We start from the raw sequence: 15,311 nt of genomic DNA, 5'->3' as shown, positions 1-15,311 counted from the left end.
CAAAGAGGTTCCGATGATCGGTCAACTTGAAACAAAGCGCAAAAAATTTGGCAAAAAATGGGGCCTCTGGCTGCTCCTCGCAGCAGGTCTGGCCGCCATTCTTTATTATTTTGCAAGCAGTTATTTAAAAGCCGATACACCGCAGGTCATGACCTATAATGTAAGCAGGGGTGATATTGAGACCACGGTTCTTGCCACCGGCATTCTCAAACCCGCGCGGCTTGTGGCTGTTGGTGCGCAGGCTTCAGGCCGAATCCTGTCACTTAATGTTACCGCAGGGCAGATTGTTAAAAAAGGCGATTTAATCGCACAGATTGATGCCACCACACAAAATAACGAATTGCGCAAGGCAAAGGCCGAGGAAGTGCGCAACAAAGCCGAACGTGAGGACAGGCTGGCAAAGCTGGAGCTTGCCAAGCAGGATCTGAAACGCCAGCAGCAAATGATCACTAAAAATGCCATATCCCGCGCCGATTATGACAAGGCGGTCAGTGCTGTTAAATCGGCTGAGGCGCAAATTGCCCTGAGCGATGCGCTGATTGTGCAGTCAAGAATTGCCGTGGAGACAGCAGAAGCCAATCTTGGCTATACGCAGATCCGCGCACCGATTGACGGCACTGTTCTTGCCACTGTGGTGCAGGAAGGCCAGACGGTGAATGCCGTGCAATCTGCCCCCACCATCGCAATTATCGGCCAGCTTGATACAATGTCGGTTGAGGCAGATATTTCTGAAGCCGATATTATTAATGTACGGGTTGGGCAAAAGCTTTACTTTACCATTCCGGGGCAAAACAACAAACGCTATAATGCAACGCTGCAGATCCTTGAACCTGCTCCGCAATCTATTGTTAATGACAAAAGCTTTGGCAACAATAATGCTGTAAGCAGCAGCAACACATCTTCTGCAATATATTACAAGGGCATTTTCAACATTGCCAATCCGGACGGTGTTTTAAAAACCTATATGACGGCAGAGGTGCATATTATTCTCGGCCAGGCCAGCAATGTGCTGCTGATCCCCTCCTCTGCCCTTCAGGATACAGATAGCGATGGCAAAGCAACTGTGCACGTGCTGGAAAAAGACGGTGAAATTACTGAAAGACAAGTAGAAACCGGTCTTAATGACAAGGTTATGGTGGAAATCCGCTCGGGGCTGGATGAGGGGGAAAAAATTGTCACCAGTAACAATATTGAGGGGCTTACTGTTCCGCGCAGCAAGCGCGGCCGTTCCATAAGGTTCTGAGCCGATGAATAAACCACTGATCACGCTTGAGCATATTTATCGTCACTATCCGGCAGGTGATGGCCTTACCACGGTACTTAAAAATATTAACCTGACGATCAATCGCGGGGAATTTGTGGCCATTGTCGGGGCTTCCGGCTCGGGAAAATCAACCCTGATGAATATACTTGGCTGTCTTGATCAGCCATCTGAAGGTAAATATTATATATCCGGCCGTGAAACGTCCAAACTTGATGCGGATGAACTGGCGCAATTACGGCGTGAGCATTTCGGCTTTATTTTTCAGCGTTATCATCTTCTTAATGAGCTGTCTGCCGTCGGCAATGTTGAGATTCCGGCAATCTATGCAGGCCAGAACCGTGATATCAGGCAAGAAAAAGCCATAGAACTTCTTAAGCGGCTTGGTATGGGTGAACGTACCCATCACCGGCCGGGGCAACTTTCCGGCGGACAGCAGCAGCGCGTCTCGATTGCCCGCGCTCTGATCAATAATGCCGATGTGATCCTTGCCGATGAGCCGACCGGCGCATTGGACAGCCATAGCGGTGAAGAAGTTTTGAAAATTCTCGAAGAGCTGCATCATGAGGGTAAAACCATCATCATTGTTACGCATGATCGTAATGTAGCTGCCCGCGCACAGCGTATTATTGAGATCAGCGACGGTGAAATTATTGCAGACAGCAAAGATACCGCCGCTAAACAGCAAACAATAATGCCTGCCCCAATCGCTGCTGCCGATGGCAAGGCAACACACCGTTCCGTTATCAGTACCGTGACGGACCGGTTTAATGAAGCGTTTCTGATGGCATTGCGCTCTATGAACGCGCATCGTCTGCGCACATTTCTCACCATGCTCGGAATTATTATCGGCATAGCTTCCGTTGTATGTGTGGTAGCCCTTGGCAAGGGCTCACAAAAACAGGTTCTTGACCAGATCAGCAGCCTTGGCACCAATACGCTGGAAATTTTTCCCGGGCGCGGTTTTGGTGACCGCACATCAGGACGCATTACCACCCTGACGATTGATGATGCCGATGCGCTTGCCAAACAGCCTTATGTTATGGCCGCCACGCCAACTGTTTCCACGCTCTCCACAGCCCGTTTTGGCAGGCTGGAGGCCAATGCACAGGTCATTGGTGTCAGCGATCAATATTTTGTCACCCGTGGCAGCAAACTGGCCAAGGGACGTTTCTTTGATGCCCAAAGCGTTAATGATATGGCGCTTGATGCAGTTATTGATGAGAATACCCGCAAAACCCTGTTTGCAGATTTTTCCGGCAGTCCGATCGGGCAGATTATTCTTCTGAAAAATATGCCTGTGAGAATTATCGGCATTATGCAGCCTGAGCAAGGCGGATTTGGATCAAATGATACTTTGTCGGTTTATCTGCCTTATACGACTGTGCAAACACGTATGACCGGATCGCGTGTTCTGCGCAGTCTCACCCTGCGCATCAAAGATGACACAGCGCCGGATCTGGCGGAAAAAGCGGTGACTGCTTTTTTGATTCAGCGCCATGGCGAACAGGATTTTACCATTCTCAACACCGATGATATTCGCAAGACCATTACCAATACAACACAGGCGCTGGCTCTGCTCGTCTCAGCGATTGCGTTAATATCACTTCTTGTTGGTGGTATTGGCGTTATGAATATTATGCTGGTTTCTGTTTCTGAACGTATTAATGAAATTGGTGTGCGTATGGCGGTAGGAGCAAGACGCAGCGATATTTTACAGCAATTTTTGATCGAAGCTGTGCTTGTTTGCCTGACCGGCGGATTTTTAGGTATTTCTCTTGCAATTGGTTTTGGCGTGTTATTTCAGCAGTTTAACACACCGTTTCAACTGATTTACTCGCCCTTCTCGATTGTTGCCGCCTTTATCTGCTCCAGCCTGATCGGCATTGGCTTTGGCTTTCTGCCTGCCCGCAATGCTTCAAAGCTTGATCCCGTGGCCGCACTGACACGTGATTGATGCGAAAAGTACAGTCTGCAGCTCTTCAGGGCTCTATGACTGGTAAAAAGAACACAGGCTCAGATTTTATTGATGAAAAACAGATTTCAACAGCTTTACGAATAAAATAAATACTTATATTTACAGAGAATAAAAACAAAATTATCGATATAATAATTGAAAATACAAACAATATTTAATTTAAAAAAATCACCATCAAACATAAATATATGTAAAACGCATATTCATGTTGTAATTTTACTACATCAAACAATGCAGAAATAGAATATATTCATAAAAGTTATTTAAAAGGAGAGCTTTTGTGAAAAATAAATTTCTATTATTAGCTTCAGTATTTATTATCTCAAACGCAGGTTTGGCACAAGCCGCCGATGTTATTTACCACCCGCCATCTCCACCGGTCTATGATGAAGCAGCCATTTGGGACGGATTTTATATTGGCGGTCAGGTTGGCTATACCTGGGCCAAAGCAAAACTGACTGTTGATAGTTTTGACGATACAATCGGATTAAAACCAAGAGGATTTATGGGCGGTATCTATGCCGGCTATAACTGGGAATTCTCCAATTCCTACCTGTTTGGTATTGAAGGTGATATTAATTATTCCAGCCTGAGTGACTCAGCAATATTAACAGCGGCAAATGCGCAGCTTGAATATACATCACGCATTGAACTTGAAGGGGCAGTTCGTGCCCGCTTTGGTATTAATTATGATCGTATTTTACCTTATATTGCGGGTGGTGTTGCTTTCGCAAGAATAAAAGATACAGCAACAATTATTAATAGTAATCCTGTTGTTACTGCAGATGATACCGATGGTCGTGTTGGCTTTACAATCGGCGCCGGTGTTGATTATGCGATGACGAATAATCTTATTTTGCGTGCAGAATATCGCTATACGGATTATGGCAAAAAGAGCTTCGATCAGGCTTTCTACAATGATTCCAGAAACAAGCTGACAACAAATGATGTAAGACTTGGTATTGCCTATAAATTTTAAACTCCTGTAAATTCAAATAATCTCTCCGGAATATATGATATATGTTCCGGAGTTTTTTATTTTGCAATTCATCTGTCTTTTAATTCATAACGAATGAGAAACACCGCCATAACCAGCACCATTACCGCCAGTAAAAACCATGTTATGGCATAGGAAAGATGATTATTGGCAAATTTAACGACTGTCAGCCCGCCTTCCGGCCGGTCTTTTCTGTTTTCAGCTTTATCCGCATCAATAAAATAAAGTGGCGTATTGTGAATATTCATTTGTTTTGCAAAAGCTTCAATATCCCGCGCATACCAGATATTTTTTTCCGGCTCATTCTGGCGCAGGAAAAACCCTTTTGGTTCTGTCAGTCTGAGCAAACCGGTTACACGGGTTTCGCCTTCAATCTGCCCGCTTTTGCGCTGTGCCGGGTCTTTTTGCGCTGTGCTGACAAATCCGCGATTAATGAAAATTATTTCACCGTTATCGCGCTGCAAAGGTGTTATAATCCAATAACCTGAACCTTTCTCTGTTAAAGCGCCAACCGCGATTTCTTTATTATTAAGATAATGTCCAGCCACGGTGATATGCCTGTATTCCATGGCTTTTTGATCAGCTTTTTGCCATTGTGCAATATCAGGCGCTGAAATTGCCTGCGCATGTATATTTTGCTCCACACGGGCGATTAAATCCTGTTTCCAGGCAAGGCGATGAATTTGCCAAATACCAAGCTTTACTAACCCGCCGGTTAAAAACAATGCCATGATGAGAATGCATGTGACACGTATTCTTATATTTTTTGATTTAACGCTTTGACTATCAATCATGTTTTTAGCTCAGCCGATAATTTGGAACGGTTATTTATATTTTAAAACTGTCTCTTTAAAGGCAGAAAATTATTCCTTTATTGATTTTTATATTTAGCTAATGTCTCGTATTTGCAAGTGTTTTAAGAACAGGACTGACTGAATATTGGCCATAATTGGCGCGTTCTGTCAGCTTGCGGAGATATCCTCCGGCGCAGCGAATTGAATCTGAGCGTTCTAATATTGCGGCCATAGTGATTGCTGCATTTATTTCTCCCATTATGTCACAGGCTTTTTGCCACGCCGATGCTGAAACACCGAGCATGTTGCTTATATGATTTGCTGTTTTGATAAAATCAGCCCAGTTTCTAATTCCATGCCGGGCATATTGGATTATTTGCGGACATATTTGTAAAACTTCATCAAGCTGAGATTGCAGAAAACAGTTCTTGTTATTCTGCGCTGTTTTGATTGGCTCTTTTGCTTCTTTATTTTCAATTATAGATTCTAATTCTGAATTCTGAATGTGGTGCTCATTCTGAGATACACTGGCGCTCATTTTTAGTACAGAATTGTTTGAAAAATAAAGATTTTCTACATTTTCGCGTAATGCACATAAAGCTTTGTTGCGCTGGCTTAGATCTTCGATCGTGCCATTGCGCTGAACACGGCCGGAGAGCTCTTGCAAGCGTTTTAAAAGATGTGTCCATTCGCCTTGTTTATCGTCCTTGATCGCAGCATCAATCATTTGGGCAATATCTCTTAAGTGAATGGTGATGCTATAGCGCAATTGCTGACGCAACCGGTTCTCTTCTTGTGCTTTTTGCGCGTTTTTTTCAATCTCTGCGGCCTTGAAAGCAAGGGGAGCAAGATCAAAGCCAAATGCCATGGCAATTTCACCATTGCTATTGCGGCGTGCAAAGCGTTTGCCGTTAGGGCTATCACGGCGCAGAATAAAGCCAAGGGTAACAAGGCAGGCAATATGGCGGCGAATGGTTGGCGCGGACATACCACGCAGGCGCATGGATAATTCGTAATTGGAAGGAAAGACAATTAATGGTTGTCCATCAAGCTGTTTATCACCGCAAAAGCTTAGCAGAGCCTCCAAAACAACAATGGTACGATGGGATAATTGATAGGCTTCGCGCGCTTCCGTGAGGGCACGTAATAACTTCCAGCGGTCAATGGTTTTTACCGCTGCAGATTGATTGTTGTTTTGTAAATCGCGCAATTTTAGCTGTTTTTGACGAAGTTCTTCATAGCTTAAAAAATGCGCAGCATTCATCATTCGCCCGCAAAAGGGGGACGTAGCAAAATGCTCAGTCATGTTTTACCTCATTTGAGGCAAGCAAAAACACTGCCGGAACAGCACCGACTCTTGACTTTTGGTTCCGAAAGTGATTCTCTCTAATTGCTACATTGAAGAGGGCTTCCGGTTCGGTAACGTTCAGGGGGCCTTTTTTCTTGCCGTTTTTTCAATCTTTAATTTTTAAGGCCGTTTGATCATTTATGATACAAGCCTGTTTGGTGTTATCCTCATCTGTGTTCTTGTTGTTAAGACTGCTGCCAAGCGTCAGATCTTATTGTGACGTGACAAATAGTGATGTTGCGTGCTCCTTTCCCTTTTAATTATTTATATTCCAACGCTCTGTTACGCAGACTAAATGAAAAGAAAAGGACGGGGATAGATTCTTATCCTTTTTCTTTTTTTTGCCGGAATTCGTCATAAAGTGACGGAAATTTATCGGCGATAAATTGTGCAAAATCCTCAGCATCGTGGTGTTGCAGCTCAAATTGCGCCCTGCCTTGTTGCACACGAAGCAAGCCCAGACTTTCCCCATTATGGCTGTGCAGATTTTGCTCTGCAGGCCGTTGCGGTTCAGTCTTGTTGATTCTTGTGAGCTTTTGCAAAAGTTGCTGAAAACGCAAATCTGTTTCTGCATCTTTAAATTCCGGCTCATTGATCAGACGCTGCGCTTGCTTGAGTGCGGATTTGTCTTTTAATTGTTCTGCCAGTTGCAGCCAGCGCGGCCGTCCGACTTTGGGCGCAGGACCGATGGCGCGAATAATTTCCTCCGGTATAGCGGCAGCAACTTGCAGAAAACGGGTCATTTCCGCTTTATGCAGCGATAAGGCATTTTGTACGGTTGAGCGGTCAAAACCACGCTCGATTAGAGCCTGTGCAAATAATGCGCGTTCAATAAAAGACAGATCGCGACGTTCGCTGTTTTCCTTGCCCTGTGCAAGAACCAGTTCGGCATCTGTAAGAGGTTTGATCAGAGCTTTGACGGGAAGGCCGAGACGCGCTGCCGCACGCATACGGCGATGACCATAGGCGGCCTGAAAGCGACCTGTTTTCTCCGGATGCGGGCGCACCAGAATAGGCACTTGCTGGCCATGCTGATGAAGGCTTTGCACAAGATTGAGAAAATCCGGATCGTCCGTCTCCTGTCTTGTGAGGCGATCTTCAACAAAAGAGCCGTCAATCAGGGATGCATCCAGTTCTACAACCTGATCAGCCTTTGCAAGACTTTCAGATAATTGCTTGGCTGTTTGTATCTCCCGCGACATATCGGCAAGAGAAAGCCCCATAGCCTTAACAGCCCCGGAGCGGCTTGCTGCATTGCGCAAAGCCTGACCGGGTGATGGCTCTTGTTTGTTTTGTGCATCCTGTTGTGGATGCTGTGCTGGCAAGGGAGCAGTAACGGGCGTATTCTGCTCTGCAGCCGGCTGAATTGATGCCCCGAAAAGAGCTTTCAACTGGTTTTTACGGCTTGAATTATTCATGTTTTACCTCCCCTCACCTGACGGTTCCAGGCTGTATAGATCAGGGATTCAATTTCACTGTTGACAGCTGTCAACGATTCCATTGCGCGATCATATGTGGTGCGGCTGAAATTCTCACGGCCAACCTCATAAAGTGTTTGCTTGGTAAGACCGGCGTCAGAAACCGCGGTTGATTTGAGCATGGGTGCAGTTAAAACACGATCGCCAAATTGGGCACGTAAAAAACCTGCAATCTGCGCCTGCGGGCCGTCATTTGGTTCATAACGGGTTATAAGATAGCGCAGGAAGTCAAAATTGAGTGTGCCGCCCGCTTCCCGCACAACAGAAAGCAAATCTGATGTCATGAATAAAAACTGGCTCATAGATGCCACATCAAGCATTTGCGGATGGACAGTCACAATAACTGATGTTGCGGCACATAGTGCGGAAAGGGTGAGGAAGCCAAGCTGCGGCGGGCAGTCAAGCACAACAACATCATAATGATCGGCCACAGATTGCAAGGCTGCCTGCACGCGTGTGAAAAACATATCAGCTGCAGGCCCGCGGCGCTCAGCAAGAACACGCGGAGTCGTATGTTCAAATTCCTGCAATTCCAGATTGCCGGGAACCAGATCAAGTCCGTCAAAATAGGTTTTGCGAATAATATCACTTAAAGGCCGCTGTGCCTCATCATAGCGAATGGCCCCGTAAAGCGTATCATTGCCGCTCAAATCAAGTTCGGGCTGATAGCCGAACAAGGCGGACATAGAAGCTTGCGGATCCAGATCAACCGCCAGAACCCGTAAACCTGAAAGGGCAAGATGTTGCGCAAGATGGGCTGTAGTGGTGGTTTTGCCTGAGCCGCCCTTGAAATTGGTCACCGCAATAATTTGCAGATGCTCTCCGCGCTCTTCATCGCGCCAGGGCAGGTAATTGCGATTTTTATTGGTGCTCTGCTCATTAAGTAAATGGCGCAATGCATTAATATCTCCCAACGAGTAAAGCCTGCGGCCGCCGCTGCCGGTTTCCGGTTGCGGGCCTTCACCGGCAATGGAGAGTTGTCGCAGATAGCTATCGGATACACCAATTAGTTTTGCAGCTTCACTGCTGCTGAATTTGCGTAAGGTTTTATTGGAGGCGGGGGCAAAGAGCCGCTCGCGCATCGCCTGCAACTGTGCAGAGAGAAGCTCTGCATCAGCTGCAATTGCGCGGTCGGCAGCAAGCGGCACTTCTGCCTGATGTGTAGCTGCCAGATGTTGCTGCGCATCAGCAACGATTTCTGCCCAATTTGTTGTCACGTCTTTAAAACCCTTATAGACCGATCGCAACTATGCGCCAGTTACGGATTACAATGCTACGATTCGTAGGAAATTACGAATCTGTTAACGTCAGCGTCAAAATTGACACTGGATAACGTTGTTAACAGAGAGCAAAATCAGTAACGGAAAAATGGCGAATATTGAATAATAATCGTTACTATGGTGAGAAATTCCGTAATAAATGTCAAATGATTTATGGTTAATCAAAATTAACCATTCTGCAACCGCCAATGTTCAGTATACTTCTGCTCGGATGCAAATATTTTAGTTTAAAACGCTATTCGCATTTTGTGAAATTTGTTTGCGCACACCAATGTTTTTATTTGGTTTTGACATTCATATTTTGTGCAAAATGAATAACAGAGTTGTCTGCTTCTTATTGTGATGTTTTTCAAAAAACAGGCTGTCTTTATGGCTCATCCAGCTCTGTGTTAAGGATTGCGTTTTGAAAGGGAAAGGTAGCGCTGCGGAGCGTTGGCTGGCATGGTGAAGCCGCATTGTTGACAGCTGTCAACAACAGGAAGTTGTCAGGATCTGAACCTGAAGCCGCGCTGCTTATAAGAGTTTGTTCGGGGGCGTTGTCGTGATCTGTTGGTTATAGTGATGGATGCCAACAGATTTATAATTTCAGCTTGCTATTCATTTTTAAAAGCTGAGCTCATCGGCGCTATCGGCAATCTGAATGCGTCCATGAGTGAGATCTGTAAGCAGACGCAGGATATTGTCTTTTTCGCTGACAGGAATTTCCAGTTTCATATCAGCGCCGGTATTATGAAAATTCTCAGACAGGATATTGAGATGGGCAATAGCGGCAAGGCGTGATTTGATCAGCGCAAGATCAGAAAAATGTGCACGTATGAAACTTATTTCTGTTGGTATCAGCTCAATAAGATTTGCAGCGCGAAGACATAATGCGGCAGTGCCGCCATAGGCGCGGATCAATCCGCCGCTGCCAAGCAGGGTGCCGCCAAACCAACGTGTCACCATAACCACAACATGATCAAGCTCAAGCCCGTCAATTGCCTGCAAAATGGGTTTGCCCGCAGTGCCGCTTGGTTCACCGTCATCATTAAAACGATAATTTTGCCCGAGACGCCATGCCCAGCAATTATGTGTGGCATCCTGATGGCTGTGCCGGCTGAGAAAGGCTTTTGCTTCATCCTCATTGGCAACCGGTGCTGCAACAGCCAGAAAACGGCTGCGTTTAATCTCTTGTTCAAAAACCTCAGTCTTCTCAAGGGTAAACATTTATTCTAGCATCCGGTAAAAATAACCCGATCTATAAATCAGGGCGTGGTGGGCATTGATATTGTCTGGCGCGTGATATCAGAAATTTGACGCAGCGCAAAATAAACGCATTTATCCGTCAAAATCGTGCCGGCGGTGAAAGCGCGCCAATTCTGTCGCATGAGGATAAACACCGGAAAATATGCCGGCATAGGCAGGAACCCTGCGCATACGTGTTGCCAGATCTTCTGTGGTGTTCATGCTGATATAGCCGATCTGGGTGAGATAAAGCGCGCGGGAGCGCACATCTGCCTCAAGCGGTGCGCAGCCAAAACGGATAAACATAGCTTTTATGGCATTGAGACGGAGTTGATCTGCCTCGTTCACAGCCTGAGAAACCTTTTGCGATTGTATACCCCAACTGCGCACAGCATGTTCAAATTGACTGTCAAATATTGCCGGATCAAGCCAGCAGTCAAAAAGATTCAATGTCGCCTCAGCCAGAGTGTGTGCATAGGCCTGTGCTTGACGCAATAATGAGGCTGTGTTTTTTTCCTGCCACAGGCGGAGCAGATCCTCAAGCAAGGCATCGCGATCTTTAAAAAACCAGTAGAAGCTGGTACGTGATAATTTGAGTCTTTTAGCCAGTGTCAGAATACGGACATTATCCACTCCGCTCTCAAGAAGAACCTGATAGGCAGCATCAAGCCACAGTTCTTTTGAGCCCCGCCAGCCATTATCTGTTGCTTTTTCTGCCTCTGACATATGCCCTCATTTCTAAGTTTATCTTTATATTTCAGTATATTAATTCATGCCTTTATGCATAAAGATAGCTGATATCTGATAAAATGTACATTACTGTATATAAAATTGACACTATTGTACATTTTAATTAAGCTCTCCCAAAAAAAGGGAACGCTTATGCAAAATGATCCGCTCTTGCAGCCATATCAGCTCAAACATCTCACATTACGCAATCGTATTATCACCACGTCTCATGAGCCTGCCTATGCAGAAGATGGCATGCCAAAGGAGGCTTATCGTGCCTATCATGTAGAACGTGCAAAGGCAGGTGTGGCCCTGACAATGACAGCAGGCTCGGCAACCGTATCACGCGACAGTCCGCCGGTTTTTAACAATGTTCTGGCCTATAAGGATGAGGTGGTGCCATGGATGAAGGCGCTTGCCGATCAATGCCATGAATATGGTGCGGCTGTGATGATTCAGCTCACACATCTTGGCCGCCGTACCCGCTGGGATAAAGGAGACTGGCTGCCGGTTCTCACTTCATCCCATGAAAGGGAGGCTGCACATCGTGCTTTTCCAAAACGCCTGGAAGATTGGGATATTGAGCGAATTATCAAGGATTTTGGCGATGCTGCCGAGCGGATGCAGGCTGCCGGACTTGATGGCATTGAGTTGCAGGCCTATGGCCATTTGCTTCAGCAACTCTGGTCACCGGTAACCAATGATCTTGCCAATGCCTATGGCGGATCGCTGGATAACCGGCTGCGTTTTACCTTTGATGTTCTGGCTGAAATCCGCAAACGCGTGGGGTCACAATTTATTGTCGGGATTCGCTATACCGGTGATGAAAGGATGGCCGGCGGCCATGGCAGGGAAGAGGGGATTGAAATTTCCCGCCGCCTTAAAGATTGCGGCATGATTGATTTTCTCAATGTGGTGCGCGGTCATATTGATACGGATCCGGCAATGACAGATCTTATACCCATTCAGGGAATGGCCGGCTCACCGCATCTTGATTTTGCCGGTGAGATACGCGCGGCAACAGATTTTCCGACCTTTCATGCTGCAAGAATTCCGGATGTGGCAACGGCACGCCATGCAATAGCTTCCGGCAAACTTGATATGGTGGGTATGACGCGCGCCCATATGACGGATCCGCATATTGTGCGCAAGATTATTGAGGGCAGGGAGGAAGATATCCGCCCGTGTGTTGGTGCCAATTATTGTCTCGACCGGATTTATCAGGGTGGCGCTGCCTATTGTATTCATAACCCTGCAACAGGGCGTGAATTGACTATGCCCCATCATATCACCAGAGCGGGAACCAGAAAAAAAGTGGTGATTGTGGGCGCAGGGCCGGCGGGAATGGAGGCTGCACGTGTTGCCGGTGCGCGTGGCCATGATGTGGTGGTTTTTGAAGCGGCGGACAAGGCAGGGGGGCAGATCCGTTTAGCCGCACAGTCCGGCCGCCGCCGGGAAATGATTGGCATTATCGATTGGCGCCTTGCGCAATGTGAGCGGCTTGGTGTGCAATTCAGGTTCAATATCTGGGCAGAACAGGCAGAAATTGATGCGCAGGATCCGGATGTGGTTATTATTGCTACTGGCGGCCTGCCGCATACGGAAATCCTGTCTGAGGGTAATGATCTTATTGTTTCTGCATGGGATATTCTCTCAGGCGATGTCAAAGCGGGCAGCAATGTGCTGATTTTTGACGATGCGGGCGATCATGCTGCATTGCAGGCGGCGGAGGTTCTGGCCAAGGCCGGCGCTAAAGTGGAGGTGATGACACCGGATCGCAGTTTTGCACCGGAAATCATGGCGATGAATCTTGTGCCTTATATGCGCGCCCTGCAAAAGGATGGTGTTATTTTTACCGTGACCTATCGCCTCGGTAAAGTATCAAGACATGGCAACTGTCTCATTGCCCATATCGGGAGCGATTATGGGGGTGTGGATAGACAGCAGCAGCATGATCAGATTGTGGTTAATCATGGCACAAGGCCGCTTGATGAATTGTATTTTGCATTAAAGCCGCAATCAACAAATCTTGGCGCTGTGGATTACGATGCCCTGATTGCAGGGCGGCAGCAGGAAATGCATAAAAATGCACAGGGGCGCTATCAGCTCTATCGTATTGGCGATGCGGTGGCAGCACGCAATATCCATGCGGCAATTTATGATGCGCTGCGGTTGATGAAAGATATTTGAACACGGTTTCAAAGTTTGAGTGCGCGAAAGGCGGGCAGAAATTCAAGGTGTGTTTAAAAAATCTCCCCTTCCCCTAATTTTAAAGGGAAGGGGAGGGGAGACAAACGGCGATCAGCCTTTTTGTGCAGCCAATGCCTGTTCACGCATGGCGCTGAGGCTCATTTTGGGTGTAATTGCTTCCTGATCGATACGGATTTCAATCAGTGCCGGCTTGCCGCAGGAAATGGAACGTTCAAAAGCCGGTGCAAATTCTTCTGTTTTTTCAACGGTCTCGCCATGCAGGCCATAAGCTTTTGCCAAGGCTGCAAAATCAGGATTAGCCAGCGCAGTGCCTGATACGCGCCCCGGATAGGTGCGCTCCTGATGCATGCGGATTGTGCCATACATGCCATTATTGATCACAATAAACACAACATGTGCATCATATTGCATGGCTGTTGCCAGTTCCTGACCATTCATCAAAAAACACCCGTCACCGGCAAAGGCAATCACTGTGCGGTCACGTTTGGTGAGTTTGGCGGCAATTGCAGCGGGCACACCATAGCCCATGGAGCCGTTGGTGGCACCAAGCTGGGTGCGGTAGCTGCAATATTGATAAAAGCGGTGTGGCCATGCGGTATAATTGCCGGCACCAGTGGTAATAATCGCATCTTCAGGCAGATTGGTGCGCAGCCACTGCATGATTTCGCCCATCTGCACATTTCCCGGAATTGGCGCATGTTGCAGATTGTCCTGATAATTTTTATTCAGCTCAGCTGTCCATGCTGCCCATTTTCCGGCGGCTATTTTACCCAAATCACGCAATTGTCCGGCAAAGGCTGCCATAGTGGCATTGACCGGCAATGCAGGATAATAAACACGGCCAAGTTCTTCCGCACCGCTATGGACATGAATGAGTTTTTGATCGGGAACAGGAATATTGACCATTGTATAACCGGCACTGGTCATCTCTCCGATACGTGCGCCGATCACCAGCAAAAGATCACTGTTTTTAATGCTTTCAATCAGCTTGGGGTTTGCGGAGGTACCAAGTTCTCCGGCATAATTGGCAAGTTTATTGTTATAAAGATCCTGACAGCGGAATGAGGTGGCAACCGGCAGATTATTAACAGTGCAGAAAGCCTCCATATCGGCCACGGCCTGTTTGTTCCAGCCGCTGCCGCCAAGCATGACCACGGGACGCTCTGCCTGTTGTAAAAGAGTTGTCAAATCCTGTAATTGTTCTGCGCCGGCAAAAATCTCTACCTTTTTATGTGCAGGCACATCAGCAATGCTGGCATGGGCAGTCAGCATATCTTCCGGAAGGGCAATCACAACCGGCCCCGGGCGGCCGTTGACCGCGCGATGAAAAGCCTGGCTGACAAGTTCCGGAATGCGTGCCACATCATCAATCTGCACAACCCATTTGGCCATCTGGCCGAACATGCGGCGGTAATCCACTTCCTGAAATGCCTCGCGCTCTACCTGATCGCTGGCAACCTGCCCGACAAACAAGATCATCGGCGTGGAATCCTGAAATGCAGTGTGGACCCCTACAGAGGCGTTGGTGGCACCGGGACCACGGGTTACAAAGGCAATGCCGGGCTTACCGGTCAGCTTGCCATAGGCTTCAGCCATATAGGTTGCGCCGCCCTCCTGCCGGCACACGATCAGCTCAATATCCTTTGCATCATGCAATGCATCCAGCGCCGCCAGATAGCTCTCGCCCGGCACGCAAAAAGCTCTGTCCACCCCGTTAATGCGCAAGGCATCAATCAGGATCTGGCCTCCCGTGCGGTGATTCTTGTTATTTTTCATAGCTGACATTTCCTCAATAATGTTACCGCATTAACCACAATCATATGAGCATCTCCCCAGATTGCCCTGATTGCAGTTAACTCTCGTCCGGAGCGGTTGTTCTCCTCATTGCGCTCCTGCCTGTCTTCCGCAGATATAAGACCATAGAAATACAGTTTGAAAATTGAGCATAGTCAACTCCGGCCTTGATCATTTGTGATGATTGCTGATCATATTGTGCAGGCAATTCATTATG

General features: G+C 47.2%; 11 protein-coding genes. 4 read left to right on the top strand and 7 right to left on the bottom strand.

The features are described 5' to 3' along the window. Positions 1–13 precede the first annotated feature (13 nt). The 3 genes from ACSTTO_RS02525 (at position 14) to ACSTTO_RS02515 (ending at position 4,218) form a co-directional block, all read left to right on the top strand. Complete coding sequence (locus ACSTTO_RS02525; RefSeq protein WP_439271567.1) at positions 14–1,243, top strand: efflux RND transporter periplasmic adaptor subunit; 1,230 nt, start codon at positions 14–16, stop codon at positions 1,241–1,243. 4 nt (positions 1,244–1,247) lie between these two features. After that, a complete protein-coding gene (locus tag ACSTTO_RS02520; RefSeq protein ID WP_439271566.1) occupies positions 1,248–3,218 on the top strand; it encodes a MacB family efflux pump subunit in 1,971 nt (656 codons plus the stop codon). Positions 3,219–3,519: 301 nt separating this feature from the next. Further along, positions 3,520–4,218: an outer membrane protein gene (locus ACSTTO_RS02515; protein WP_439271565.1), complete on the top strand. Its 699-nt coding sequence runs from the start codon at positions 3,520–3,522 to the stop codon at positions 4,216–4,218. A gap of 68 nt (positions 4,219–4,286) precedes the next feature. Here the strand turns inward: ACSTTO_RS02515 and ACSTTO_RS02510 are convergent, their stop codons facing one another. The 6 genes from ACSTTO_RS02510 to ACSTTO_RS02485 all read right to left on the bottom strand — a co-directional run bounded on the left by ACSTTO_RS02510 (position 4,287) and on the right by ACSTTO_RS02485 (position 11,086). Further along, a complete protein-coding gene (locus ACSTTO_RS02510) occupies positions 4,287–4,967 on the bottom strand; it encodes an SURF1 family protein (protein WP_439271564.1) in 681 nt (226 codons plus the stop codon). A gap of 160 nt (positions 4,968–5,127) precedes the next feature. After that, a complete protein-coding gene (gene repC, locus ACSTTO_RS02505) occupies positions 5,128–6,336 on the bottom strand; it encodes a plasmid replication protein RepC (RefSeq protein WP_439271563.1) in 1,209 nt (402 codons plus the stop codon). A gap of 365 nt (positions 6,337–6,701) precedes the next feature. Further along, positions 6,702–7,796, bottom strand: a complete 1,095-nt coding sequence (gene repB / locus ACSTTO_RS02500; RefSeq protein ID WP_439271562.1) for a plasmid partitioning protein RepB — start codon at positions 7,794–7,796, stop codon at positions 6,702–6,704. After that, positions 7,793–9,028, bottom strand: coding sequence for a plasmid partitioning protein RepA (gene repA, locus ACSTTO_RS02495; protein WP_439271634.1), 1,236 nt, complete (start codon positions 9,026–9,028; stop codon positions 7,793–7,795). The genes repB and repA overlap by 4 nt, the downstream gene beginning before the upstream one ends. Before the next feature lie 711 nt (positions 9,029–9,739). Next, entirely contained in the window at positions 9,740–10,342 is a 603-nt protein-coding gene (locus ACSTTO_RS02490) for an IMPACT family protein (RefSeq protein WP_439271561.1), read from the bottom strand. 111 nt (positions 10,343–10,453) lie between these two features. Continuing rightward, the gene (locus tag ACSTTO_RS02485; RefSeq protein ID WP_439271560.1) at positions 10,454–11,086 is read right to left on the bottom strand and encodes a TetR/AcrR family transcriptional regulator; all 633 of its coding nucleotides are present in this window, start codon (positions 11,084–11,086) and stop codon (positions 10,454–10,456) included. A gap of 156 nt (positions 11,087–11,242) precedes the next feature. Between ACSTTO_RS02485 and ACSTTO_RS02480 the strand changes: the two genes are divergently transcribed. Continuing rightward, a complete protein-coding gene (locus ACSTTO_RS02480) occupies positions 11,243–13,279 on the top strand; it encodes an oxidoreductase (protein ID WP_439271559.1) in 2,037 nt (678 codons plus the stop codon). A 111-nt stretch (positions 13,280–13,390) separates the two neighbouring features. On the opposite strand, the gene ACSTTO_RS02475 is transcribed toward ACSTTO_RS02480, so the two are convergent. After that, positions 13,391–15,076, bottom strand: a complete 1,686-nt coding sequence (locus ACSTTO_RS02475) for a thiamine pyrophosphate-binding protein (protein ID WP_439271558.1) — start codon at positions 15,074–15,076, stop codon at positions 13,391–13,393. Between the last annotated feature and the right edge of the window lie 235 nt (positions 15,077–15,311).

It is taken from the genome of Pseudochrobactrum albidum (assembly GCF_051851455.1).
Lineage (GTDB): Bacteria > Pseudomonadota > Alphaproteobacteria > Rhizobiales > Rhizobiaceae > Pseudochrobactrum.
This window is presented reverse-complemented; position numbering and strand designations above follow the sequence as displayed.

Excerpts from the sequence above, each read along its gene's own strand:
- ACSTTO_RS02475 (WP_439271558.1), bottom strand. The coding sequence starts at position 15,076 with ATGAAAAATAACAAGAATCACCGCACGGGAGGCCAGATCCTGATTGAT.
- ACSTTO_RS02510 (WP_439271564.1), bottom strand. The coding sequence starts at position 4,967 with ATGGCATTGTTTTTAACCGGCGGGTTAGTAAAGCTTGGTATTTGGCAA.
- repC (WP_439271563.1), bottom strand. The coding sequence starts at position 6,336 with ATGACTGAGCATTTTGCTACGTCCCCCTTTTGCGGGCGAATGATGAAT.
- repB (WP_439271562.1), bottom strand. The coding sequence starts at position 7,796 with ATGAATAATTCAAGCCGTAAAAACCAGTTGAAAGCTCTTTTCGGGGCA.
- ACSTTO_RS02480 (WP_439271559.1), top strand. The coding sequence starts at position 11,243 with ATGCAAAATGATCCGCTCTTGCAGCCATATCAGCTCAAACATCTCACA.
- ACSTTO_RS02485 (WP_439271560.1), bottom strand. The coding sequence starts at position 11,086 with ATGTCAGAGGCAGAAAAAGCAACAGATAATGGCTGGCGGGGCTCAAAA.
- ACSTTO_RS02525 (WP_439271567.1), top strand. The coding sequence starts at position 14 with ATGATCGGTCAACTTGAAACAAAGCGCAAAAAATTTGGCAAAAAATGG.
- ACSTTO_RS02490 (WP_439271561.1), bottom strand. The coding sequence starts at position 10,342 with ATGTTTACCCTTGAGAAGACTGAGGTTTTTGAACAAGAGATTAAACGC.
- ACSTTO_RS02520 (WP_439271566.1), top strand. The coding sequence starts at position 1,248 with ATGAATAAACCACTGATCACGCTTGAGCATATTTATCGTCACTATCCG.